We start from the raw sequence: 23,760 nt of genomic DNA on the forward strand, positions 1-23,760 counted from the left end.
TTGAGCATGGTCTTTTCGGAAAACCGCTGCACACTTTTCCGGATCATGCTCTAAGCTTCCGCGCATGCTGCCTGACATCGTCACCTTCTGGCATGGCTCGATGGACGCCCTGCGCCAGACCTGTCTGCGTTCGCAGTTAGCTGCCGGCCACAAGGTCACGGTCTACAGCTTCGATACCATTCCGGGCCTACCCGCCGGCGTCGGCAACGCGGATGCCGAAGCGATCCTGCCGCGTGCCTTCTCGGAACGGTTGCGGCCACCGCAGCCGGACGGAAGCTGGCGCGACTGGACCACGCTTCAGTTCAGCGACTTCTTCCGCATGAAGCTGATGGCGAAGGGCCTTGGCCTCTGGCTCGATGCCGACGTGCTGCTGCTCAAGCCCGCGATGATCGATCCGGCAAAGCCTTATTTTGCCTGGGAGCGGCCGCGCCAGCTCGGCAACTCCGTGATCTATCTGCCGCCGGAGCACGGCATTGTTGCCGCCTTCGAAGAGCTGATCGAGCAGGAGGAGCTGACGCCGAACTGGCTGTCGCTGCGCCATCGCCTCACCTTTGCGATACGGCGCCTGCGCGGCGGCTCCAACCGTCTCTCGGACATTCGCGTTGCGATCTTCGGGCCCGCGGCACTCACCGCGCTCGCCCGCCGCACTGGCGAATTGCAGAACGCTCTGCCGAAGCAATCATTCTACGCCGTGCATGCCGAGCCGAAGCTTTTCTTCGAGCCATCGAGCTATCTCGGTCTTCTCACCAATCCCGAGATCATCGGTCTCCACATCTCGCCAAAAGGCCGCGGCGGCCAGCCACCGATCCCGGGCAGCCTGTATGCGTGGGCCGCGGAGAAATTCGCGTAGCTCCCTTACGCTGCAGCCGTCCCGGCCACGAGTGCTGCATTTGATCCAGCGCAACGTACATATGCACCATTGTGCTCTATTCGGCTGCAACCGGACGAGCCCAATGGAGCCTCGCATGAGCACCGCGAACAGACCCTATCCCGTGGTTCGGGACCTCATCGAATCCTTCGCCAGCTGGCTGAAACATCGCCGCGAACTGAATGAGCTGCTGCAGCTCGACCGCGCCGATTTCGACCGGATCGCGAGTGATCTCAGGATTGCGCCGGACGATTTGGAAGAACTGGTCCGTCATGGCCGCCACGCCGCCGACGAGCTGCCGAAAATGCTGGAGCAGCTCGGCATCAGCGCGGAAGGGCTAGGCCGCGCGCAGCCGCTACTGCTGCGCGACATGGAGCGGGTCTGCGCACTGTGCAGACACAAGGCTCAATGCGATCGTGATCTCGTCGACGGTTCTGCCGCGGAGAATTACCACGGCTATTGCGCCAATGCGTCGACCCTGGAGTCGCTCGATCGCGCCGATCTTGCGCCGAGCTGACGTCTGGTGAACAAGTTTCCGCCGCGAAGTGTCTGCCGGTCACAACCACATCACTCGTGAGTTAGAATGTTGACCAGCCGCCCGAATGGATCGCGCACGTAAAACCTTCGCACTCCCCACGGCTCCGTGGCAGGTCCATACTCCAATGCGATGCCGGCTCGCTTCATTCTGCGCAACGCTTCATCCAGGTCATCGACTTCAATCGAAAGATCCGGCACGGGAGTGCCTGACCCGCCTTCACTTGCGACGCTCAGTTGAGGCACCATTTTCGATTGCGCTGCAAATGTCGCGATCCATCCCTGGTCCATGACAACCTCCAAGCCGAGGACGTCCTGGTAGAACCGGCGCGCCAGAGAGACGTCCGTCGCCGCGATATTCGTGACGATGCGTTTCACTCTCACGGGACAGCCATCCGCTTCCGACGACGCACCTCTAGCCCTTGCTCATCGCGGCGATCGCGTCCGCGATCTCGATCGTGCGGCGCGCCATGTCGGCGTGCAGACGCTCCACCATCGCGCCGTCGAGCCGGATCGCGCCGCGCGAGACGTTTTCCGGCAATTCGAATGCCGCGATGATTTTTCGGGCGCGCGCGACCTCCTCGTCCGGTGGCGTGAAGATCGCGTTGCAGGCCTCGATCTGTGACGGATGGATCAGCGTCTTGCCGTCGAAGCCGAGATCGCGGCCCTGCGCGCATTCGGTGGCGAAGCCGTCGGAGTTGTTGATGTCGCTGTAGGGCCCGTCGAGGATCTCGAGGCCATGGGCGCGCGTCGCCAGGATGCAATGCGTGATCATCGGGATCATCGCCGCGCGGCCCGGCAGCATCCTGATCCGCGTCTCGCGCGAAATGTCGTTCGGCCCGAACACGAAACCGGACAGGCGCGTCTTCGGGTCGCGTGAAGCGGCGGACAGTTCCTCGGCATGCAACACCGCGCGCGCGGTCTCGATCATGGCCCAGACCTTCACGGTCGGCGCAGCGCCAAGCTCGGCGAGCCGGCGGCCGATCGTGTCGAGGTCCTCGGCGCTGGAAACTTTTGGAACCAGGATGCCGTCCGGCGAGGCCTTTGCGGCCATTGCAACGTCATCGGCCCACCAGGGCGAATCCAGGCCGTTGGTCCGGATTAAAATCTCGCGCTTGCCGAACCCCCTGGCGGCGATGGCAGCGGCGATTCCGTCGCGCGCCACGGCCTTGGCGTCGGGAGCAACGGAATCCTCCAGATCCAGGATCAGACCGTCGGCCGCCAAATTGCGCGCCTTTTCCAGCGCACGGGGGTTGGAGCCGGGCATGAACAGATGGCTGCGGCGCGGGCGGGTCATGCAAGCGTTCCTTCCGGTTTCCTCGGGCGAATTCTAGTGCATGATCGGGAAAAGTGTGCGGCGGTTTTCCGAAAAGATCATGCTCAAGCAAAATAGGCCAAAGCCGATAGCATCGGGCCTGCCCATTCGAAAGGCTTGTTCGCCTTTGCGGTATATGATTAGGCATAGGCCATGACCGCATTCCCTCAGCGCTTGCTGGAAGGCTACAAGGCCTTCGCCACCCAGCGGCTGCCGACCGAGCAGACCCGGTACCGCGACCTGTCGGTGAAGGGGCAATCGCCGGAAGTGATGGTGATCGGCTGCTGCGACTCGCGCGTCTCGCCCGAGGTGATCTTCGACGTCGGTCCGGGCGAGCTCTTCGTCGTCCGCAACATCGCCAATCTGGTGCCGGTGTATCAGCCCGACGGCAACGCACACGGCGTCTCCGCGGCGCTGGAATACGCGGTCAAGGTGCTCCGCACAAAGCACATCGTGGTGCTCGGGCATGCGCAATGCGGCGGCATCCGCGCCTTCGTCGACAAGATCGAGCCGCTCACCCCCGGCGACTTCATCGGCAAATGGATGCAGATGTTCATCAAGCCGGGTGAGGTGGTGGAGCAGCGCGAGCACGAGACCATGGCGCAGTTCGTCGAACGCATCGAGAAGGCCGCGGTGTTTCGCAGCCTCGAAAACCTGATGACCTTCCCGTTCGTGCGCAAGGCGGTCGATGCCGGCCAGATGCAGCTCCACGGCGCCTATTTCGGCGTCGCGGAGGGATCGCTGTTCGTGCTGGATCAGGTTGCGAAGGAGTTCAAGAGCGTGCGAAACGTGGCTTGATTGCGTAGGGTGGGCAAAGGCGCAACGCGCCGTGCCCACCATTCGTCCCGATTGGTACGAAGAAGGTGGGCACGCTACGCTTTGCCCACCCTACGAAGCTTCTACGCCGCCTTCTTCTTCGCGCTGATCAGCTTGCGGTTGATCAGGACTTCCGCGATCTGGATCGCGTTCAATGCGGCACCCTTGCGAAGGTTGTCGGACACGCACCACAGCACGAGACCATTTTCGACCGTCGCATCTTCGCGGATGCGGCTGATATAAGTTGCGTCCTCGCCGGCCGCTTCATACGGCGTGGCGTAGCCGCCGGGCTCCTGCTTGTCGATGACGAGGCAGCCGGGCGCCTTGCGCAGGATGTCGCGCGCCTCGTCGGCGGTGATCGGATTCTCGAACTCGATGTTGAGGGCTTCGGAGTGGCCGACGAACACCGGCACGCGCACGCAGGTCGCGGAGAGCTTGATCTTGGGATCAAGAATCTTCTTGGTCTCCATCATCATCTTCCACTCTTCCTTGGTGTAGCCGTCCTCCATAAAGACGTCGATGTGGGGAATGACGTTGAAGGCGATGCGCTTGGGGAATTTTTTACTGACCAGCTCCTGATTGGTGTAGACGGCCTTGGTCTGCGAGAACAATTCGTCCATCGCATCCTTGCCGGCGCCGGACACCGATTGGTAGGTCGAGACCACGACGCGCTTGATGATGGCCTTGTCGTGCAGCGGCTTGAGCGCGACCACGAGCTGCGCGGTCGAGCAGTTCGGGTTGGCGATGATGTTCTTTTTGCCAAAGTCCTTGGCGGCGTCGGCGTTCACTTCCGGCACGATCAGCGGAACGTCCGGGTCCATGCGCCAGGCCGAGGAATTGTCGATCACGACCGTGCCGGCGGCGCCGATCTTCGGCGACCATTCCTTCGACACCGAGCCGCCCGCCGACATCAGGCAGATATCGACGTCGGAGAAGTCGTAATGCTCGAGCGCTTTGACCTTCAGGGTGCGGTCGCCATAGGAGACCTCGACGCCGACGCTGCGGCGTGAGGCCAATGCCACGACCTCGTCCGCGGGGAATTTGCGCTCATCGAGGATGTTGAGCATTTCCCGCCCGACATTGCCGGTCGCGCCGACGACTGCGACTTTGTAACCCATCGTTCACTCTCCGACGAAAAAGCCCTTTCCTGAAGCTGACGCTTAAACAGGAAGAGCAGCGCTTCTATGCGAGAACCGGCCTCAAGACAACGTTGGACCATGCCTGAAGGCAGTGGATGCAGTCGCCTGAGGCCAGTACGGCCGCAACTCCCACCCAGATCCATCTGGCGCTCGCCAACTTCGCCGACGAAGTCGTCGGCACGCTGGCGCGCCTGTTCGCCTATGTGGGGGTTCTGGTGCTGTTTGCCATCCTTGGGCTTGCGGCGCTCGGCCAGTTGCCGAGCCTCCAAGATGACGGGCCGGCGCTGAAGCCGGGCTGGAGCGTCGCCGACCGCTCGCATCCGGCGTTCGCGATGAGCCGGCTCGATCCATCAGACAAAACAATATCTTACACCGTCCTCAGGCACCCTGAAGGTGGGCGCAGGGACGTGCTGCGCTGGACCGGTGAAGGGGACCGGCCGCTCGCCGAGCTCGAAATCTACCGGCCGGGCGGCGAATTCGACTTGACGCGTCCGGCCGCCGCCGATTTGGCCATGCAGATGGGCCTTGTCCAGATAGGCCTTGGCGAGGCACCACTCGAGCAAGCCGGACTGATCGATACGAAATTCGGACCAGTTGCGCTGCTCCATCCCAGCGCCGCGGCGAAGGGGACGCAGACTTGCCTCGCCTACCTCAAGCGCAACGAGGACCCCGCGCTCCAGATCTCCGGCTTCTCCTGCCAGGGTGAGACCGAGCCTGCCCGGCGCGCGGCGATCGCCTGCACGCTGAACCGGCTGACGCTGTTGACCTCGGGCAACGAGCCGAAATTGGCGGAATTGTTCGCCCATGCCGAGCTCAAGCGCAGGGGGTGTGACGCCGGAGCTTCGTCGGACTGGCTGCTGGGCGCTGCGAACGCGCAATTGCGCGGGGCGCTCTGACCGGCATCAAGCTCAAATGACCACCCAAGTGAACCGCTCAAGTGGCTGGTTTTCATGCAACTTTTGCCTGGGCGCGCGATTATTCCGGGCTGGTGTGACCCAATAGACCTAGTTGCGGCCGCCCCGGCCGGGCTAGTATGGGGCGAAATCGATTGGCGGCTTGCCGCCTGAAGGGGACGTGATGAGCTCGAAATTTTCTGCCGCGAACAAATTGGCGATCTGGCTTGCGGCGGGCGCCGTCATTGCCATGTCCTCTGCCATGAGTTTCGCGACGCCGGCCTCGGCCGACAGCAAGACCAAGCGTTATGACGATCGCGGCCGGCCCTATTACGGACCGAGCGGCCCCAACGCGGTCTATCAGCAGGGACGTACCCGTCTCTATGTGAGCAAGCGCTCCTGGCTCGACGGCGGCACCGAGGTCAATCCGGGTGACCGCAAGTTCTCCGATTATGCCTTCCCGCCGGCCGTGGGCTATCCGTCCTTCGCCCGCGAAAACCTCAACCGTCCGATCGACCGCCAGCCGCTCAGCCCTCCGTCTGACGTCGGCGGCTACCCGCAGACTTTCCCGCTGTACTGAAGCGGACACGACTGACCAAATCGAAAATGGCCGGGCTCGCGCCCGGCCATTTTGTTTTGAGGATCTGTAGGGTGGGCAAAGGCGCTCTTGCGCCGTGCCCACCATCTCCCAGCTATCGCGATCGAAGAGGTGGGCACGCTTGCGCTTTGCCCACCCTACAATTGCTGTGCAAGCCTTACGCGTGCAGCTTCTGCAATTCCTTCAGAATCGCTTCGCCCATCTGCGTGGTCGAGGCCGCGGTCGTTCCCTCCGACTTGATGTCGGCGGTGCGCAGACCGCTGGCGAGTACTGCTGCGATCGCAGCGTCCAGCTTGTCGGCGAGCGCGCCCATGTCGAACGAATAACGCAGCGCCATGCCGAACGACGAGATCATCGCGATCGGATTGGCGAGGCCCTGGCCTGCGATATCCGGCGCCGAACCGTGCACGGGCTCGTACAGCGCCTTGCGCTTCTTGCTCTTGACGTCGACCTCGCCGAGCGAGGCCGAGGGCAGCATGCCGAGCGAGCCAGTCAGCATCGCAGCGATGTCGGACAGCATGTCGCCGAACAGATTGTCGGTGACGATGACGTCGAACTGCTTCGGCCACTTCACCAGCATCATGCCGCCGGAATCGGCGAGCTGGTGCTCGAGCGTCACGTCCGCGTATTCGCGCTTGTGGACTTGCGTCACGACCTCGTTCCAGAGCACGCCCGATTTCATGACGTTGCGCTTCTCCATCGACGTCACCTTGTTCCGGCGCTTTTTGGCGAGGTCGAAGGCGACGCGGGCGATGCGCTCGATTTCATAGGTGTCGTAGACCTGGGTATCGATAGCGCGCTTCTGGCCGTTGCCGAGATCGGTGATGGTCTTGGGCTCGCCGAAATAGACGCCGCCGGTAAGCTCGCGCACGATGACGATGTCGAGGCCCTCGATCGCCTCGCGCTTCAGGCTCGAGGCATCCGCGAGCGCCGGATAGCACACGGCGGGACGCAAGTTTGCGAACAGGCCGAGGTCCTTGCGCAGCCGCAACAGGCCGGCTTCGGGACGGACGTCATAAGGTACCGCATCCCATTTCGGGCCGCCGACCGCGCCAAAAATGATCGCGTCGGCGTCCTTGGCCTTGACCATGTCGCCCTCGGAGATCGACACCTTGTGCGCGTCATAGGCGGAGCCGCCGACCAGGCCGGTATCGGTCTCGAATTTGGCGATCCCGGCCGAACTGAGCCAGTCGATCAGCCGCTTCACCTCGCCCATCACCTCGGGGCCGATACCGTCGCCGGGAAGCAGCAGCAGTTTGTGGGTCGCCATGGTCAGATCCTTCTCAATCCTCTCTCGTCATTCCGGGGCGCGAGCAAAGCGCGCGAGCTATGATGCGCAATTGCGCATCAGAGAATCCATCAGGCCATGCAACAAGTGGCGGAATGGATTCCGGGCTCTCGCCCATCCAAGTCGGCGATTGCCGACTTGGCTCACTTAAGTACCTAACTCGGGTAAACCCGAGTTAGGGGGCGCGCCCCGGAATGACGGCCGGCCGGAGTGCTAGAGCGGCGTTGCGCGCTTGGCAAGACACCATTGCCGCTTCGCCGCTGTGCAAGGCGGGCAGGGCCTGCCACAATCACGCCGCCGGAGTACCCCTTGCACACCCAAGACTACCTTGCTCAAGACCGCCGCCCGCCACCCGACGCGCATCCCGCGCGGCTCATCCTGACCTTGTCGCTGGCTGCGACGGTCGGGCTCGGCATCGGCCGTTTTGCCTATGCGCTGGTGCTGCCGGACATGCGGGATGACCTCGGCTGGTCCTACTCGGCGGCCGGTTTCATGAACACCATCAACGCCGTCGGCTACCTCGCGGGTGCGCTGATGGCGTCGCGGCTGATCCGGCTGGTGGGCTGGTCGGCCGCGATCCGCGGCGGAACCGTAGCCTGCGTCGCCGCGCTCGCGCTCTGCGCGCTCACCGGGAATTTTTTCGCGCTCAGCCTGGCGCGGCTGGTGCTCGGCGTCGGCGCCGCGGCCGGCTTTGTCGCCGGCGGCGCGCTGGCTGCGACCGTCGCGCAGTCGCGTCCCGAGCGCGCCAATTTCCTGCTCAGCCTGTTCTATGCCGGGCCCGGCATCGGCATTCTCGCCTCGGGCCTGATTGCGCCCTACACGCTCGCGCATTTCGGGCCGGGCTCGTGGTGGATCGTGTGGTGGGCCATGGCCCTGCTTTCGGCAGCGATGACGATCCCCCTGTTTCTGGTCCGCATCGAGAGCAAGGCGCGGTTCACCGAGGCAGGTCACGCCTCGTTCGAAATCCTGCCCGTGCTGGTCTATCTCGCGGCCTACTTTCTGTTCGGCGCCGGCTACATCGCCTACATGACCTTCATGATCGCCTATGTGCGCGACGGCGGCGGCGGTGCCGCAGCGCAGGCCGCATTCTGGAGCCTGATCGGCATGAGTGCTTTCGTGACGCCCTGGGTCTGGCGCCGCGTCCTCGCGCTCGACCGCGGCGGACTTGCGACCGCCATCATCCTCGGCACCAACGCGCTCGGCGCGTCGCTTCCGATCTTCGGACATTCGACGGCGTGGCTGTCGATCTCCGCGGTTGTGTTCGGCGTCGCCTTCTTTGCGGTGGTTGGCTCGACCACCGCTTTCGTGCGCTTCAACTATCCGCACGAGGTATGGCCAAGCGCGATCGCGGCGATGACGATCTCCTTCGGCATCGGCCAGACGCTCGGACCGATCGTGGTCGGCGCCATCACGGATGTGCTGGGAAGCTTGAGTTATGCGCTGAATGTGTCGGCGGCATTGCTGGCGCTCGGCGCGATGGCCGCGTTGTGCCAGCGGAGGGTGCGGCCGAAGGGCTCGGTGCCGTAGGGTGGGCAAAGGCGCACAGCGCCGTGCCCACCATGATCTTCACGGCGGATGCAGCATTGGTGGGCACGCTTCGCTTTGCCCACCCTACAGACCTTCAGCTCCCGCTGAACGAATTATATCCCTGATCTTCCCAATAACCGCCCTTGTAGTCGTTGGTGACTTCCATCGAGACCACGTATTTCGGGTTCTTGAAGCCAAGCTTGGTCGGCACGCGGATCTTCATCGGGAAGCCGTAGGCGCGCGGCAGGATGTCGTTCGCGTATTTGAACGTCATCTGCGTCTGCGGGTGCAACGCGCTGCGCATGTCGAGCGGCGAGTTGTAGCCGTCCTTGTCGGCGCACTGGAACCAGACATATTTCGCGCGCGTGTCGGCACCGATCAGCTTGAGGAAGTCGCGGAGCGGCGTGCCGGTCCAGCTGCCGATCGCGCTCCAGCCCTCGACGCAGATGTGGCGGGTGATCTGGGTCACCTGCGGCAATTGATAGAGCTCATCGAGCGTCCACGATTTCTTGTTGTCGACGAGGCCGCGCACCTCGAGCTTCCAGTCTTTGCCGTCGACCTCGGGCGCGTCGTCGAGATCGTAATAGGCGTTGAAGGGAAATGGCTTTGTGATCGCGCTCTCCGGGAAGGTCGGCGCCAGCGCGTGGGGATTGAAGATGAACGCCTGCACGGCGTCGTTGAACTTCGAGACCGACTTCAGCATCTCCTCGGCGGACGAGCTGTCGATCACGTCACAGCCGGTGAGCAGCGTCAGCGCGCCCAGGCTGGCACCGCCCGTGATGAAACGGCGGCGGGCAAGATCCGGCATCGCCTTGATGGAGTCCTTGATCAGCAGCCGCTTGTCGACGCCGGGGATCAGGAATGAGCGCTTTGCCATTTGGTCCTCCTCTCAGCGACCAATGATCATCGCGCGCAGGCTCTTCGGCACCAGCAGCGCGAGCGCGACGTGGACAACGAGGAAGGCGCAGATCGCGGCCATGCAGAAGAAGTGGACGTAGCGCGCGGTCGGATAGTCGCCGAACAGCATCACCAGATAATAGAGCTGCACCGGCTTCCACATCGCCAGGCCCGACAGCACGATCAGCACGCCGACCACGATGATGCCGGCATAGAGCAGGCGCTGCACGTAATTGTAGACGGTGAGGTCGTCATGGCCGAGCTTGAAGGTCAGCGCCGCCCTGACGTCGTGGAGCACACCCGACGGCGTGATCGGCAGCAGTTTTTTCCGGAAGCGGCCGGTGGCAAAACCGGTGACGAGATAGGCGAGGCCATTGATCATCAACAGCCACATCGCCGCAAAATGCCAGAGCAGGCCGCCAGCCAGCCAGCCGCCGAGCGTGATATCGCGGGGGAAGCGGAAATCGAACAGCGGCGAAGCGTTGTAGATCTGCCAGCCCGACAGGATCATCAGGATCATAGCGAGCGCGTTGATCCAGTGCATGATCCGAACCCAGGCCGGCTGGATCACTTTGGCCGGGGTAGCCCTGACCTGTTCGTCGGTGACTGTGAGGCTCGACATGACGGTTCCGTCCTAGGGATGGTCTGACACCAAATATACGCCGATGCTTCCGCTTTCGTTACGCCCTTCCGGCATCGAATCGATGCCGGAAGGTTATCGCAGTTCCAAAAAAAGCGAGCCGGGGTGCCCTCGGGCTCGCGGTTTCGTCGCCTCCTGCCCGAGGGATGAACCAGGACTGAGCGGTGTTACGTCGCCGGCATCAGCACGGTGTCCACCACATGGATGACGCCATTCGACTGGTTGACGTTGCTGATTGTCACCATCGAGGTGCCGCCCTTGGCGTCGACGATCCAGGTCTTGCCGTCCATCTTCTTGATCGTCAGTTCCTCGCCTTCGGCGGTCTTCAGCTTCTTGCCTTCGGTGAGGTCGGAGGCCTCGAGCTTGCCGGGCACGACGTGGTAGGTCAGGATCTTGGTCAGCGTCGCCTTGTTCTCGGGCTTGACCAGGGTGTCGACGGTGCCGGCCGGCAGCTTGCCGAAGGCGGCGTTGGTCGGCGCGAACACCGTGAACGGGCCTTTGCCTTCCAGCGTCGGCACGAGGCCGGCTGCCTTCACCGCCGCCACCAGCGTGGTGTGGTCCTTCGAATTGACGGCGTTCTGGACGATGTTCTTCGAGGGGAACATCGCGGCGCCGCCGACCATGACGGTCTTTTCCTCGGCGCGAACGGGCGCGACGACGGTCGCGGTGATGGCCAACGCGCTGAAGGCTGCAGCAGTGAGATAGGTAATGCGCTTCGACATGGAAGAGTCTCCCGATTGGATTGTGACCGGCGATTGCCGGCGTTCGAGTTGGAGCAACAACGGCATCTGCGACGCTTGAGGTGAGGCGGCAGCGCCGTCGTTGGACCGAACTACGGGAGGGTTCGCGAAGTGGTTTCGGACAAAACTTCTTTGTGATGCGTGAAACTTTGCGGGGCGATGTTCGTGGGGTCGCGCGAGCCGCATTCTCCGCCGTCGTCCTGGCGAAAGCCAGGCGAAAGCCAGGGCCCATTACCCCACGGAGAAGTTGCGGCGCGACGCTGATCACTCCGAGTCGTCGCCAAACTACTCCCTGTGGTTATGGGTCCTGGATCGGCGCTCCGCTTTGCTGCGCTTGTCCAGGACGACGAGATAAGAATTGTGGGTGCGCTATGCCCTCAATCCCTGCTCAACGGCGTTTGAATAAACCCGCGATTATGCGTCGGGCTGATCAACAGCTCGTTGATGCAGACCCGCGCCGGCATGCTGGCGATGAACGCGATGGTGCGGCCGAGGTCTTCGGATTGCAGCATCCTGGACTGCTCCTCCTCGCTCGGCACCACCGGGCGGAGCTTGAGGATCGGCGTCGCCACCTCGCCCGGCATCAGGCAGCAGGCGCGCAAGCCGTTGACGCATTCGTCCATGTTGAAGGAATGGGTCAGCGCCAGCACTGCGTGTTTGGTCGTCGTGTAGGCCGGGCCCGGCATTTTCGAGACGTGGCGGCCGGCCCAGGACGAGACGTTGATGATCGCGCCATCCTGCTGCTTGCGCATCGTCGGCAGCACCGCGCGCATGCAGTAGAGCACGCCGTTGAGATTGACCTGGACCAGTCTGTCCCAGCCCTCCAGTTCCAAGTCCTTCCAGCTCCGCTTCGGGACATTGATGCCGGCATTGTTGACCAGGAGATCGATCCGGCCGTGCTTGGCGACGATCTGATCGGCCACCTTCTGGGCCTCGGCGGCAACGGACACGTCCAAAGCAATGGCCTCGGCCGCTCCGCCAACCTTGATGATCTTGGCGACCACGAAATCCAGGGCATCCTTGCGCCGGCCGGACACCACCACCGTCCAGCCGTCGGCCGCGAGCGCCTCGGCGCCGGCTTCCCCGATCCCGCTGCCGCCGCCCGTGACCCAGGCCACGCGTTTCCCGTTTTTGGTCATGCAAACTGTCTCCGTTGCTTCATCGGGGCGGTTTTTGCTAATCCAGCCCTCGGTTTTGACCGAACCTTGCGGTCGAGGAAAATCTTGCATGAACCAAGCTGCCAACGCCAACCTGTTTTCCCGCCTGTTCGACGGCCTGGACGACCCTGCGCGCCTCGCGATCGAGACGCATGACGGTGCCCGCATTAGCTATGGCGATTTGATCGCGCGGGCCGGGCAAACGGCGAACGTGCTGATCGCGCGCGGCGTGAAGCCGGGTGACCGCGTCGCGGTGCAGGTGGAGAAGTCGGTCGCCAATATCGTGCTGTATCTGGCGACCGTGCGCGCCGGCGCGGTCTATCTGCCGCTCAATACGGCCTATACGCTGAACGAGCTCGACTACTTCATGGGCGATGCCGAGCCGTCGCTGGTGGTCTGCGATCCCTCCAAGGCGGAAGGGCTTGCCCCGATCGCCGCCAAGGTGAAAGCAAAAGTCGAGACGCTCGGGCCGGAGGGCAACGGCTCGCTCACCGAGGCCGCCGACAGAGCCAGCAGTGAATTCACCACCTTGCCGCGCGCTGGCGACGATCTTGCCGCGATCCTCTACACCTCCGGCACCACCGGCCGCTCGAAGGGCGCAATGCTCACCCACGACAATCTCGCGTCGAACTCGCTTTCGCTGGTCGGCTTCTGGCGCTTCACCGACAAGGACGTGCTGATCCACGCGCTGCCGATCTATCACACCCACGGCCTGTTCGTGGCGACCAACGTCACGCTGTTTGCCCGCGCCGCGATGATCTTCCTGCCGAAGCTCGATCCGGATCTGATCATCAAGCTGATGGCGCGCGCCACGGTGCTGATGGGCGTGCCGACCTTCTATACGCGGCTCTTGCAAAATCCCGCGCTGTCGCGCGAGACGACCAAGCACATGCGGCTGTTCATCTCGGGCTCGGCGCCGCTGCTGGCCGAGACCCATCGCGAATGGTCGGCGCGCACCGGTCATGCCGTGCTCGAGCGCTACGGCATGACCGAGACCAACATGAACACGTCGAATCCCTATGACGGCGAGCGCGTGCCCGGTGCCGTCGGCTTCCCGCTGCCCGGCGTCGCCGTGCGCGTCACCGACCCCGAGACGGGCAAGGAGCTTCCGCGCGATGAGGTCGGCATGATCGAGGTGAAGGGCCCCAACGTGTTCAAGGGCTACTGGCGCATGCCGGAAAAGACCAAGGCCGAATTTCGTGATGACGGCTTCTTCATCACCGGCGATCTCGGCAAAATCGACGCCAAGGGATACGTCCACATTTTGGGACGAGGCAAGGATCTCGTCATCTCCGGCGGCTTCAACGTCTATCCGAAGGAAATCGAGAGCGAGATCGATGCGATGCCGGGCGTGATCGAGTCCGCCGTGATCGGCGTGCCGCATGCCGATTTCGGCGAGGGCGTCACGGCGGTGCTGGTCTGCAACAAGGGCGCGGAAGTCAGCGAAGCCTCGGTGCTGAAGGCGCTCGACGGCCGCCTGGCAAAATTCAAGATGCCCAAGCGCGTGTTCGTCGTCGACGAACTGCCGCGCAACACCATGGGCAAGGTGCAGAAGAACGTGCTGCGGGATACGTACAAGGATATTTACGCGAAGAAGTAGGGGCGCGGTTGCTCCGGGGGTGGGGACACATGAAACTCGATCAGGCTGTTCGGATCAACGATCATCTCCTTGATGCCTGCGCGGCACTCGACCAGGCCCGAATGGCCATCGCGGGGCTTGGCAAAGCCGAGCGGATCGAGCTTGGAGACTGGCTTGACGCCATCGTCGGCGCTTTGGAAGACAAGCTATTCGTGCCGATTTACGAACAGCACCCGGATCTTGAGCCGCCAGAGGCCGATTGGGAGCCGCCGACGATCAGTAGCGAGCTCACGTGGGATGACGTCCAGCTTCCACCGTCAGTGACCGAGCAGCAGCTGGACGAAATCATTTTCTCGCTCCTGACGGTGCGTCGGCAAAAGACCGCGGCGATAGCGGTTCTGGCGGAGCTGCATTCTAAAAACGCTGGATTGCCCATAACGGACGAGGTAATCGCGGCACGATTGAAGATACTTTCCGACACCGACCGTATCGAAGGCATAGGCGATCTTCGGATGTGGCGACACAGCGAAGTGCGTTTAAAGGACGGACCGATTAACTAGTGCCCGCCCACCAAGCTCAGCACAAACCGGCTACCCACGATAAACAGATAACACCCAAACGCGGCCTCCAGCGTCCGCTTCGACATCGCGTGTGCGGCCCTGACGCCGAGCGGCGCGGTGACGAGGCTCATCGGCATTACCAGGACCGCGCCGATCAGCGAGACGTAGCCGAGCGCGAACGGGACTTGCAGGGCAATGACGCCCGGATAGCTCGCCGCCGCAGGCCAGCCGGCGTAGACGTAGCCGATCGCGCCGGGGATCGAGATCAGCACCGCGAGCGCGGATGAGGTCGCCACCGCCTGATGGATCGGCCGGCTGTAGAACGTCATCAGCAGATTTGAGAACAGCCCGCCGCCAATGCCCATCAGCGTCGACAAAATGCCGACAACGAATCCGTAGACGCGCATCAAGGCACCTTTCGGCAAATCATCTCCGAGCTTCCAGCTCTCGCGTGCGAAAATCAGCCGTACCGCGGCCGACCAGGCGACGCAGATGAAGACGACCTTGAACAGCCGCTCCGGCGCGTAGCGCGCGACCACGCTGCCGGCGATGACGCCGATCACGATCGGCAGCCACCAGACCCGCAGGATCGCCATGTCGACAGCGCCGCGCTTGTAGTGCGCCTGGAACGAGCGGATCGAGGTCGGAATGATCACCGCGAGCGAGGTGCCGACGCAAAGCGGCATGCGCACCTCCAGTGGCACGCCGGCGATACGGAAGCATTCGTAGAATACCGGCACGAGGATTGCGCCGCCGCCAATGCCGAACACGCCGGCCAAAAATCCGGAGAGCGCGCCGACCGCGATCAGCAGCAGCGCGAGCTCCACGACTTCCTGAATATCAAGCCCTGCGATCACCCCAGACCTGCCCCGGCGACTGGCCGCAACTTCTCCGATACTCGGCTCGTAGAGAGCTGTAGGCGATCCGATTTCCGCGGTCGACAGCCGGTGCCTTCCGGCTGGGGTGGAATGCAGGGTGCGCATATCCGGGACCGGCCACAAGAATGGGGAGGCCGGGGTCGGCGCTGGCCGGGAAGAAGATGAGCCTACCCATGTGTTGGGCGGTTTGGACGGCATGGTCCGTTTAGGGCCGTTCCAATAGGGAATTCAATGCTCCATCGCCCACAGCAACGAAGGAATGAATCGATAATCTTGGCTTTCCGGTAGACGTCGGACTGGTATACCAAGCCCTCGATTGGGCCTGCTTGATCAACGCCATAGCGCTGAACCCCGGTTCGATCTATGGCGATTTGGTGATTGCGCAGGCGAAATCGACTCCGTAAATAGAGCCCATCTCTCGCGATCCCCACGCGCCCCATGCTGGGCCGCAATAAAGCATCAAAGCCCATGTCCGCACGGATCGAACGACCGCTTTCTCCGCACATGCAAGTGTACCGTTGGACGCTGACGATGGCTCTTTCTATCGTCCATCGCGCCACCGGTATTGCCCTTTATGTTGGAACGCTGCTGCTGGTCTGGTGGCTGGTTGCCGCGGCCTCCGGCCCGGCCGCCTATATCCACGTCCAGGCCTTCGCCGGCAGCATCATCGGCCGGCTGATCGTGTTCGGCTACACTTGGGCCTTGATGCACCATATGCTCAGCGGCATCCGGCATTTCGTGTGGGATCTCGGCTACGGCTTCAAGGCCAATGAGCGCGAAGCGCTGAGCTGGGGCGCCCTGATCGGCGGCATCGCGCTGACGGTGCTGATCTGGATCATCGCCTATGCGAACGGAGGCGGCCGATGAGTTTTGATGAATCCCATGGCTCTCCGAAGCGTCCCTCGATGCGCACGCCGCTCGGGCGCGTCCGCAATCTCGGCGCCGCGCATTCCGGCACGTCCGATTTCTGGCGCCAGCGCATCACCGGCGTCGCCATGACGCTGCTGATGATCCCGGTGCTGGTGATCATCATGATGCTGCTCGGCCGCAACCAAGTCTACGCTGCGCAGACTCTGAGCTCCATTCCCGTCGCGGTGATCCTGCTGCTCTTCATCTTGGCCAGCGCCTGGCACATGAAGATCGGCATGCAGGTGGTGATCGAGGACTACATCCATAACGAGAAGCTGAAGCTCGTGTCGATCATGCTCAACAACTTCTTCTCGTCCGCCGTGGCGCTCGCCTCGACCTACGCGATCCTGAAACTTTCGTCCGGAGTGTAACCATGGCTGCCACGACGAATGGCAAGGGCGACGGCGCTCCCGCCACCAGCGGAAAAGCCTACCCGATCGAAGACCACACCTATGACGTCGTCGTGGTCGGCGCCGGTGGCGCGGGTCTGCGCGCCGTGGTCGGCTGCAGCGAAGCGGGCCTGCGCACCGCCTGCATCACCAAGGTGTTTCCGACCCGATCGCACACGGTCGCAGCGCAAGGCGGCATCTCCGCCTCGCTCGGCAACATGCACAAGGACGACTGGCGCTGGCACATGTACGACACCGTGAAGGGGTCGGACTGGCTGGGAGATCAGGACGCCATCGAATACATGGTGCGCAACGCGCCCGAAGCGGTCTACGAGCTCGAGCACTGGGGCGTGCCGTTCTCGCGCACCGAGGACGGCAAGATCTACCAGCGTCCGTTCGGCGGCATGACCTTGGATTACGGCAAGGGCCAGGCGCAGCGCACCTGCGCCGCCGCCGACCGCACCGGCCACGCCATGCTGCACACGATGTACGGTCAGTCGCTGCGTCACGCGGCCGAGTTCTTCATCGAATTCTTCGCCATCGACCTGATCATGGACGACCAGGGCGCCTGCCGCGGCGTCATCGCGCTCAAGCTCGACGACGGCACGCTGCATCGCTTTCGCGCCCAGACCACGATTCTGGCGACCGGCGGCTATGGCCGCGCCTATGCCTCCTGCACCTCAGCGCACACCTGCACCGGCGATGGCGGCGGCATGGTGCTGCGCGCCGGCCTGCCGCTCCAGGACATGGAATTCGTGCAGTTCCACCCGACCGGCATTTACGGAGCGGGCTGCCTGGTTACTGAAGGCGCGCGCGGCGAGGGCGGCTATCTCGTCAATTCCGAAGGCGAGCGCTTCATGGAGCGCTACGCGCCGTCGGCCAAGGACCTTGCCTCGCGCGACGTGGTTTCACGCTCGATGACCATCGAAATCCGCGAAGGCCGCGGCGTCGGCAAGAAGAAGGACCACATCTTCCTGCATCTCGACCACCTCGATCCGAAGGTGCTGGCGGAGCGGCTGCCAGGCATCTCCGAATCCGCAAAAATCTTCGCCAATGTCGACGTGACGCGCGAGCCGATCCCGATCGTGCCGACCGTGCATTACAACATGGGCGGCATCCCCACGAACTATCATGGCGAGGTGCTGACCAAGAAGGACGGCGACGACAATGCGGTGGTCCCCGGCCTGATGGCGCTGGGCGAAGCGGCCTGCGTCTCCGTGCACGGCGCCAACCGCCTCGGCTCCAACTCGCTGATCGACCTCGTGGTGTTCGGTCGTGCGGCTGCGCTGCGCTGCGCTGAGAGGCTCACCGCCAATGCCAAGCAGCCGGAGCTGCCGGCGAACTCGGCCGAGCTCGCGCTCGGCCGCCTCGACCATTACCGCTACGCCTCCGGCGGCACGCCGACCGCAAAGCTGCGCGAGGGCATGCAACACGTGATGCAGACCAACTGCGCGGTGTTCCGCACCGGCGAAATCTTGAACGAAGGCCAGAACCTGATCCAGAAGGTCCACAGCGGCATCAGCGACATCGCCGTCTCGGACCGTTCGCTGGTGTGGAATTCGGACCTCGTCGAGACGCTGGAGTTCGACAATCTGATCTCGCAGGCGGTGGTGACGATGAACTCGGCGGCCAACCGCACCGAGAGCCGCGGCGCCCATGCGCGCGAGGATTTTTCCGAACGCGACGACAAGAACTGGATGAAGCACACGCTGGCCTGGCTGGATGATTCCGGCAAGGTCAAGATCGAGTACCGCCCCGTTCACGACTACACCATGACCAACGACGTGCAGTACATCCCGCCCAAAGCTCGCGTTTACTAAACGGCGCGCGTGTATTGATCGAACAGCGAAGGCCTTATCGAAATGGTTGAATTCGCACTTCCGAAGAACTCCAAGATCACCGGCGGCAAGATCTGGCCGAAGCCCGCGGGCGCGGCAGAGGTGCGCGAATTCCGCGTCTATCGCTGGAATCCGGACGACGGCAAGAATCCGAGCGTCGACACCTATTATGTCGATACCAACGATTGCGGTCCGATGGTGCTGGACGGCCTGATCTGGATCAAGAACAACATCGATCCGTCGCTGACCTTCCGTCGCTCCTGCCGCGAAGGCGTCTGCGGTTCCTGCGCGATGAACATCGACGGCCAGAACACGCTGGCCTGCACTCGCTCGATGCACGACGTCAAGGACGGGGCAGTGAAGATCAATCCGCTGCCGCACCAGCCGGTGGTGAAGGATCTCGTGCCCGATCTGACCAATTTCTATGCGCAATACGCCTCGATCGAGCCGTGGCTGAAGACGACCTCGCCGACGCCGCAGAAGGAATGGCGCCAGAGCCATGAGGACCGCGAAAAGCTCGACGGTCTCTACGAGTGCATCCTCTGCGCCTGCTGCTCGACCTCGTGCCCGAGCTATTGGTGGAACAGCGAGCGTTACCTCGGCCCGGCCGCACTGCTCCAGGCCAACCGCTGGGTCTCCGATTCGCGCGACGAGGCGACTGGCGAGCGGCTCGACAATCTCGAGGATCCGTTCCGGCTCTATCGCTGCCACACCATCCTGAACTGCGCAAAGGCCTGCCCGAAGGGCCTCAACCCGGCCGAAGCCATCGCCGAGCTCAAGCTCAAGATGGTCGAGCGGCAGATCTAGACCTGATTCATGCTCCGATCCCCGGCCGAGACGGCCGGGCCTTCTACGACCGGCGCCAGTTTGATTAGAATTTTTCGTGGCCCCCGTGGCGGGCGCAAAAATTAGATACCGCAACTACAGGTTATTCGCATAAGCGGCTTCCTTCCCGGCGGGAAATTCAGTTAAGCTCAGGTCCAGGGACCGGAGCGACCGTGCAGGGCGCACAACGCAATTCGCTGAGGCTTTTACAGTGGATGATGGCGGCATCCCTGGCGCTGCCGATTGCCTTGTTCGCGATCGCCTCCACGATCTCCTACACATCGACCAACGACATCGCCGACCGCGAGATCGAGCGGTCGCTTGATGTCGCGCACGAGCATGCGCTCAAGGTGTTTGAGACCATCGACCGCAGCCTCGCCGAGCTTAACGAGGTCGTGCGCGGCCTTCCCGACGAAATCATCCGCCCGCGCGAACCGTCGCTGCACCGTCGCCTGAAACGGCTGACCGATTCGCTGCCGCAGCTCAAATCGGCCTGGATTTTCGACGCGGGCGGAAAGTCGCTGGTCAACAGCCTCGTCTCGCCGCCGCCCGAGCTGAGCTTTGCGGACCGAGATTACTTCTACGCCCATATCGACCAGAGCATCGGCACATTCATCGGCGCCTTGCTGACACCCCGCCCGCCCTATCAAGGCGCGCGGTTCTTCGGCATGAGCCGCCGCCGCGATTCCGACGACGGCAGCTTCATCGGCGTGATCCAGGCCTCCGTCCTGCCCGAATATTTCGAGAGCTTCTACGCCAGGATCGGCTCCGCTGCCGGCAGCTTCTTCGCGATGGGACGCGCCGACGGCGAAGTGCTGGCGCATTTCCCGCGGCTCGACGGCAACCTCCGGCTCGATCCCGGCGGACCGGTCGGCCGCAACATCGCAGCCAATCCCGAGCACGGCCTGATCACCGTCGCTTGGCCGTCGGACGGGATCGAGCGGCGCATCGGCTACCGGCGCATCGCCGAATATCCAATCTATGTCAGTGCCGGGCTCGAGACCTCGGCAATCCGCGCACGCTGGTTCGTCACCATGGGCCAGCATCTGGTGTTCGGCGTACCCGCGACCGCGCTGCTGTTTCTGCTGCTCGCCTTGGCGTTCCGGCGCACCCAGCATCTCCAGGCCGAAGCCGCACGGCGGCGGGAGGCCGAGGAGGCGCTCAAGCACAGTCAGCGCCTCGAGGCGCTCGGACAGCTCACCGGCGGCGTCGCGCACGACTTCAACAACCTTCTGACCGTGATCCGCGCCTCCGTCGACCTCTTGAACCGGCCGCAGCTGAGCGAGGAGCGGCGGCAGCGCTACATCACCGCCATCGCGGATGCGGTCGCCCGTGCCGCCAAGCTGACCTCGCAGCTCCTTGCTTTTGCACGGCGCCAGACCCTGAAGCCGGCGGCATTCGACGTCGGCGAACGGTTGCAATCGCTGCACGACATGTTTGCGACGCTGCTCGGACCGGCGATCGAGATCGTCATGCGGCTGCCGGCGGAGCCCTGCCTCGTCAATGCCGATGCCGGCCAGTTCGAGACGGCGCTGATCAACATGGCGACCAATGCGCGCGATGCCATGCAGGGCAAGGGCAGGATCACCTTCGCAGTACAGGCGGCGACGGCCGTTCCGGACACGCTGGCACAGCTCACCGGCAGCCAGAACTTGAGCAAGCTTGGTTTCGTCAGCGTCGCCGTCAGCGATACCGGCGTCGGCATTCCCGCAGGCCGGATCGGGCGCGTCTTCGAGCCATTCTTCACCACCAAGCAGGTCGGCCACGGCACCGGTCTCGGCCTGTCGCAGGTATTCGGCTTTGCCCGGCAATCCGGCGGCGAGGTGACGGTCGAGAGCGAGGTCGGGCAGGGCAGCACCTTCTCGCTTTATCTGCCGCGCGCTGCGCCGGACCTGCTGCCGCAGCGGTTGGCGCCGAATACGGCGCCGGCGGTCGCGGGCAGCGGCATGTCGGTCCTGGTGGTCGAGGACAATATCGAGCTCGGCAATTTCGCCGCCGACGGCCTCACCGAGCTCGGTTACAGCATCACGCTGGTCGACAATGCCACCGATGCGCTTGCGGAGCTGGTCGTGGACACTGATCGTTTCGATGTCGTGTTTTCGGACATCGTGATGCCGGGGATGACCGGCCTTGATCTCGCGCAGGCGATCCGCGATCGCGGCATCGGCGTGCCGATGGTGCTGACTACGGGTTACAGCGAGGCGCTGTCCCAGAACGGCAGCCTCGGTCTCGATGTCGTGCAAAAGCCCTACGCGATCGACGAACTATCGCGCGTGCTTCACCGGGCTGCGCGGCTGCGCAGAGTGCGAGACGGTGCCGCCGAATAGTGCCGTGGTGCAAGCCTGCAAAACCGGCTATGCATGCGCCGTTTGTAATGAGGACCGCCTGCTTGACGCCCGACACCGCTCCTTCGACCGCGCCATTCGGCGCGTTTGCTCCGAATGCGGCGCAGGCCGCGATCATCCGCCTCGCAGCACAATCGGGGCTGAAGCGCGGCGCGTTTCGTCCATGGCTGTCGCGTCTGGTCAACTTGATGCGCGGCGGTCCGCTCGACGTGCAGTATCAAGGCGCCTCGTTCCGCTTCTATCATCAGGGCAGCGCCACCGAGCGCGGCGCGCTGTTCAATCCCGACTACAATCTCGACGAGCTCGATTTCCTGCGCCAGCATACGCCGACAGGCGGCGTGTTCATCGACGTCGGCGCCAATGTCGGTACTTTCGCGCTGGTGATGGCCGGCCATGTCGGACCGCAGGGCAAGGTGGTCGCGATCGAGCCGCATCCCGTGACCTTTGCAAGGCTCTCCTTCAACCAAGTGGCATCCCGCACGCCGCAGGTTCGCCTGGTGCAGGCCGCAGCCGGCGATGCTGACGGCGAGCTGATGATCGAAGCCGGTGGCGGCAATCTCGGCGCCACTCACGTCGTGACCGGCGCAGCGAGCGCTGGCGCCATCAGGGTCCCGTCGTTGCGCCTGATGCGCATTCTCGACGAAGCCGGCGTTTCGCGAATCGATACGCTCAAGATCGACGTCGAAGGTTTTGAAGACCGGGTGTTGATCGGCTTCTTCCGCGATGCACCGCCCTCATTGTGGCCTCGTGCGGTCGTGATCGAGCATCTGTCACAAAACGAATGGCGCGAGGATTGTATCGCCGACATGGTCGCGCGCGGTTTTGCGATCGCGCGCAAGACACGGAGCAATACGTTTCTTTTCCGCTGACTGCGAACGATGGAGGTTGCGATGATCGATCACATGGGCTTCCCGGTCTCCGACTACGAGCGCGCCAGAGCGTTCTACACGAAGGCGCTTGCGCCGCTCGGCTACAGCCTGATCATGGAGGTGACGCAGGAGCAGATCGGCCACGATCCGGCAGCAGGCTTTGGCGCCGACGGCAAGCCGGATTTCTGGATCGGCGGCGAAGGCGGGCTGAACAAGCCGGTGCATGTCGCGATCCTGGCAAAGGACCGCGCTACGGTCGACGCGTTCTACAAGGCGGCAATGGCGGCCGGCGGACGTGACAACGGCGCGCCGGGCATTCGCGCGCACTATCATCCGAACTATTATGGTGCCTTCGTGCTCGATCCCGACGGCCACAACATTGAAGCGGTCAGCCACGCGCCCGAATAGGACGGTTTTACCAAACCGGGACGCGCGGAACATTTGCCCGGCATCATCGTTGTTGTGGTTCGCACAACTGACCTCGATGATGCCGATGCCGATCGAACCGCCCGAGATTCCACCGGCGACACCGGGGACGCCCACCGAACCGCCACCGGGAATTCCGCCCGGCAATCCGCAGCCCGACATTGTGCCGCCGGTGCGTGAGCCCGGCGAGCCTGCACGTCCGGACGAATTGCCCGGCCGCGTGCCTGAGGAGATTCCGTCGCGCGGACCGAACGGGCCACACACACACCAAACCCTGCAACCGATGCGGATCCATCCGCAGCTCACTTCCCGACCGGCAGATGTGAGGCGATTGCAACCTGCGTCTGAATGCGCAATGAACATCGATGTCGTGTCGTGATTTGCGTGCAGAAATAAATCGGGCCGTGTCTTCTTCACCCGCCACAATCCGGCCTAACGCGTATCCGTTCATCACCAGACCTTGTCAAAGAACCTTCCGGGGAAGTTCACCATCATGACCAACCTTCGTTTCGTGCTGCTTGCCACGACGGCTCTCACCGCGATGCAATTCGCAAGCTCCGCATCGCATGCGCAAGGCGCGCCGCCGCTCGTGGTTGCGCAGGCCCAGCCGCAAGAGACGGGCCCTGACGGAAAACCGAAGCAGCCTCCGAAGGGACCGCCAGCGGCCGCACCGCCTGCGGCACCTGCGCGCCCGGCCGCACCCCCGCCCGCAGCTGCACCGCCCCACCCG

24 protein-coding genes and 2 pseudogenes are annotated in these 23,760 nt (G+C 63.4%); 17 read left to right on the forward strand and 9 right to left on the reverse strand.

Annotation, left to right across the window (positions count from 1 at the left end; all coding sequences use genetic code 11):
* Positions 1 to 64 precede the first annotated feature (64 nt).
* Positions 65 to 850 (forward strand): glycosyltransferase family 32 protein, encoded by a 786-nt coding sequence (locus FXV83_RS34190; RefSeq protein ID WP_148743955.1) that lies wholly within the window; start codon positions 65 to 67, stop codon positions 848 to 850.
* A gap of 115 nt (positions 851 to 965) precedes the next feature.
* The gene (locus FXV83_RS34195) at positions 966 to 1,385 is read left to right on the forward strand and encodes a hypothetical protein (RefSeq protein ID WP_148743982.1); all 420 of its coding nucleotides are present in this window, start codon (positions 966 to 968) and stop codon (positions 1,383 to 1,385) included.
* A gap of 50 nt (positions 1,386 to 1,435) precedes the next feature.
* Here the strand turns inward: FXV83_RS34195 and FXV83_RS34200 are convergent, their stop codons facing one another.
* A complete protein-coding gene (locus FXV83_RS34200; RefSeq protein WP_148743956.1) occupies positions 1,436 to 1,786 on the reverse strand; it encodes a VOC family protein in 351 nt (116 codons plus the stop codon).
* A 31-nt stretch (positions 1,787 to 1,817) separates the two neighbouring features.
* On the reverse strand, positions 1,818 to 2,699 hold the full coding sequence (locus FXV83_RS34205; RefSeq protein ID WP_148743957.1) for an HpcH/HpaI aldolase/citrate lyase family protein: 882 nt from the start codon (positions 2,697 to 2,699) through the stop codon (positions 1,818 to 1,820).
* 171 nt (positions 2,700 to 2,870) lie between these two features.
* Between FXV83_RS34205 and FXV83_RS34210 the strand changes: the two genes are divergently transcribed.
* Positions 2,871 to 3,515 (forward strand): carbonic anhydrase, encoded by a 645-nt coding sequence (locus FXV83_RS34210; protein ID WP_148743958.1) that lies wholly within the window; start codon positions 2,871 to 2,873, stop codon positions 3,513 to 3,515.
* A 101-nt stretch (positions 3,516 to 3,616) separates the two neighbouring features.
* Here the strand turns inward: FXV83_RS34210 and FXV83_RS34215 are convergent, their stop codons facing one another.
* Positions 3,617 to 4,651, reverse strand: coding sequence for an aspartate-semialdehyde dehydrogenase (locus FXV83_RS34215; RefSeq protein ID WP_148743959.1), 1,035 nt, complete (start codon positions 4,649 to 4,651; stop codon positions 3,617 to 3,619).
* Positions 4,652 to 4,767: 116 nt separating this feature from the next.
* Here FXV83_RS34215 and FXV83_RS34220 point away from each other — a divergent pair, with 116 nt between their 5' ends.
* The gene (locus tag FXV83_RS34220; protein ID WP_148743960.1) at positions 4,768 to 5,568 is read left to right on the forward strand and encodes a hypothetical protein; all 801 of its coding nucleotides are present in this window, start codon (positions 4,768 to 4,770) and stop codon (positions 5,566 to 5,568) included.
* Between the two features lie 181 nt (positions 5,569 to 5,749).
* Positions 5,750 to 6,145, forward strand: coding sequence for a hypothetical protein (locus tag FXV83_RS34225; RefSeq protein WP_148743961.1), 396 nt, complete (start codon positions 5,750 to 5,752; stop codon positions 6,143 to 6,145).
* A 175-nt stretch (positions 6,146 to 6,320) separates the two neighbouring features.
* Here FXV83_RS34225 and leuB read toward each other — a convergent pair whose 3' ends face one another.
* Entirely contained in the window at positions 6,321 to 7,433 is a 1,113-nt protein-coding gene (leuB, locus tag FXV83_RS34230) for a 3-isopropylmalate dehydrogenase (protein WP_148743962.1), read from the reverse strand.
* A gap of 327 nt (positions 7,434 to 7,760) precedes the next feature.
* Between leuB and FXV83_RS34235 the strand changes: the two genes are divergently transcribed.
* A complete protein-coding gene (locus FXV83_RS34235) occupies positions 7,761 to 8,978 on the forward strand; it encodes a YbfB/YjiJ family MFS transporter (RefSeq protein WP_148743963.1) in 1,218 nt (405 codons plus the stop codon).
* Between the two features lie 94 nt (positions 8,979 to 9,072).
* Here FXV83_RS34235 and FXV83_RS34240 read toward each other — a convergent pair whose 3' ends face one another.
* The 4 genes from FXV83_RS34240 to FXV83_RS34255 form a co-directional block, all read right to left on the reverse strand.
* Positions 9,073 to 9,855 (reverse strand): molybdopterin-binding protein, encoded by a 783-nt coding sequence (locus tag FXV83_RS34240; RefSeq protein WP_148743964.1) that lies wholly within the window; start codon positions 9,853 to 9,855, stop codon positions 9,073 to 9,075.
* Between the two features lie 12 nt (positions 9,856 to 9,867).
* Complete coding sequence (locus FXV83_RS34245) at positions 9,868 to 10,497, reverse strand: cytochrome b/b6 domain-containing protein (RefSeq protein ID WP_148743965.1); 630 nt, start codon at positions 10,495 to 10,497, stop codon at positions 9,868 to 9,870.
* A 185-nt stretch (positions 10,498 to 10,682) separates the two neighbouring features.
* Positions 10,683 to 11,237: a fasciclin domain-containing protein gene (locus FXV83_RS34250; protein ID WP_148743966.1), complete on the reverse strand. Its 555-nt coding sequence runs from the start codon at positions 11,235 to 11,237 to the stop codon at positions 10,683 to 10,685.
* A 395-nt stretch (positions 11,238 to 11,632) separates the two neighbouring features.
* Positions 11,633 to 12,394, reverse strand: coding sequence for an SDR family oxidoreductase (locus tag FXV83_RS34255; RefSeq protein ID WP_148743967.1), 762 nt, complete (start codon positions 12,392 to 12,394; stop codon positions 11,633 to 11,635).
* Between the two features lie 88 nt (positions 12,395 to 12,482).
* Here FXV83_RS34255 and FXV83_RS34260 point away from each other — a divergent pair, with 88 nt between their 5' ends.
* Together FXV83_RS34260 and FXV83_RS34265 are read left to right on the forward strand one after the other, a co-directional pair.
* A complete protein-coding gene (locus tag FXV83_RS34260; protein WP_148743968.1) occupies positions 12,483 to 14,012 on the forward strand; it encodes a malonate--CoA ligase in 1,530 nt (509 codons plus the stop codon).
* 29 nt (positions 14,013 to 14,041) lie between these two features.
* Complete coding sequence (locus tag FXV83_RS34265) at positions 14,042 to 14,551, forward strand: hypothetical protein (RefSeq protein WP_148743969.1); 510 nt, start codon at positions 14,042 to 14,044, stop codon at positions 14,549 to 14,551.
* On the opposite strand, the gene FXV83_RS34270 is transcribed toward FXV83_RS34265, so the two are convergent.
* Entirely contained in the window at positions 14,548 to 15,408 is an 861-nt protein-coding gene (locus FXV83_RS34270) for a sulfite exporter TauE/SafE family protein (RefSeq protein WP_148743970.1), read from the reverse strand. The genes FXV83_RS34265 and FXV83_RS34270 overlap by 4 nt on opposite strands.
* A 489-nt stretch (positions 15,409 to 15,897) precedes the next feature.
* Between FXV83_RS34270 and sdhC the strand changes: the two genes are divergently transcribed.
* The 9 genes and pseudogenes from sdhC to FXV83_RS43605 all read left to right on the forward strand — a co-directional run.
* Positions 15,898 to 16,296 carry a succinate dehydrogenase, cytochrome b556 subunit gene (sdhC, locus tag FXV83_RS34275; RefSeq protein WP_148743971.1) on the forward strand — a complete coding sequence of 133 codons (399 nt, stop codon included), beginning with the start codon at positions 15,898 to 15,900 and terminating at the stop codon, positions 16,294 to 16,296.
* On the forward strand, positions 16,293 to 16,709 hold the full coding sequence (sdhD, locus tag FXV83_RS34280) for a succinate dehydrogenase, hydrophobic membrane anchor protein (protein WP_148743972.1): 417 nt from the start codon (positions 16,293 to 16,295) through the stop codon (positions 16,707 to 16,709). Before sdhC ends, sdhD begins: the two co-directional genes overlap by 4 nt.
* A 2-nt stretch (positions 16,710 to 16,711) precedes the next feature.
* Positions 16,712 to 18,547 carry a succinate dehydrogenase flavoprotein subunit gene (gene sdhA / locus FXV83_RS34285; RefSeq protein ID WP_148743973.1) on the forward strand — a complete coding sequence of 612 codons (1,836 nt, stop codon included), beginning with the start codon at positions 16,712 to 16,714 and terminating at the stop codon, positions 18,545 to 18,547.
* 42 nt (positions 18,548 to 18,589) lie between these two features.
* On the forward strand, positions 18,590 to 19,372 hold the full coding sequence (locus FXV83_RS34290; protein ID WP_148743974.1) for a succinate dehydrogenase iron-sulfur subunit: 783 nt from the start codon (positions 18,590 to 18,592) through the stop codon (positions 19,370 to 19,372).
* A 191-nt stretch (positions 19,373 to 19,563) separates the two neighbouring features.
* Complete coding sequence (locus FXV83_RS34295) at positions 19,564 to 21,717, forward strand: hybrid sensor histidine kinase/response regulator (RefSeq protein WP_148743975.1); 2,154 nt, start codon at positions 19,564 to 19,566, stop codon at positions 21,715 to 21,717.
* 62 nt (positions 21,718 to 21,779) lie between these two features.
* A complete protein-coding gene (locus FXV83_RS34300; protein ID WP_187436361.1) occupies positions 21,780 to 22,604 on the forward strand; it encodes an FkbM family methyltransferase in 825 nt (274 codons plus the stop codon).
* Between the two features lie 21 nt (positions 22,605 to 22,625).
* Complete coding sequence (locus tag FXV83_RS34305) at positions 22,626 to 23,012, forward strand: VOC family protein (RefSeq protein ID WP_148743977.1); 387 nt, start codon at positions 22,626 to 22,628, stop codon at positions 23,010 to 23,012.
* An 85-nt stretch (positions 23,013 to 23,097) separates the two neighbouring features.
* Positions 23,098 to 23,378 (forward strand): annotated as a pseudogene (locus FXV83_RS34310) (hypothetical protein).
* A 145-nt stretch (positions 23,379 to 23,523) separates the two neighbouring features.
* Positions 23,524 to 23,760, forward strand: a pseudogene (locus FXV83_RS43605) (OmpA family protein); the annotation flags it as partial.

The organism is Bradyrhizobium hipponense, assembly GCF_008123965.1.
In the GTDB taxonomy this organism is placed as follows: domain Bacteria; phylum Pseudomonadota; class Alphaproteobacteria; order Rhizobiales; family Xanthobacteraceae; genus Bradyrhizobium; species Bradyrhizobium hipponense.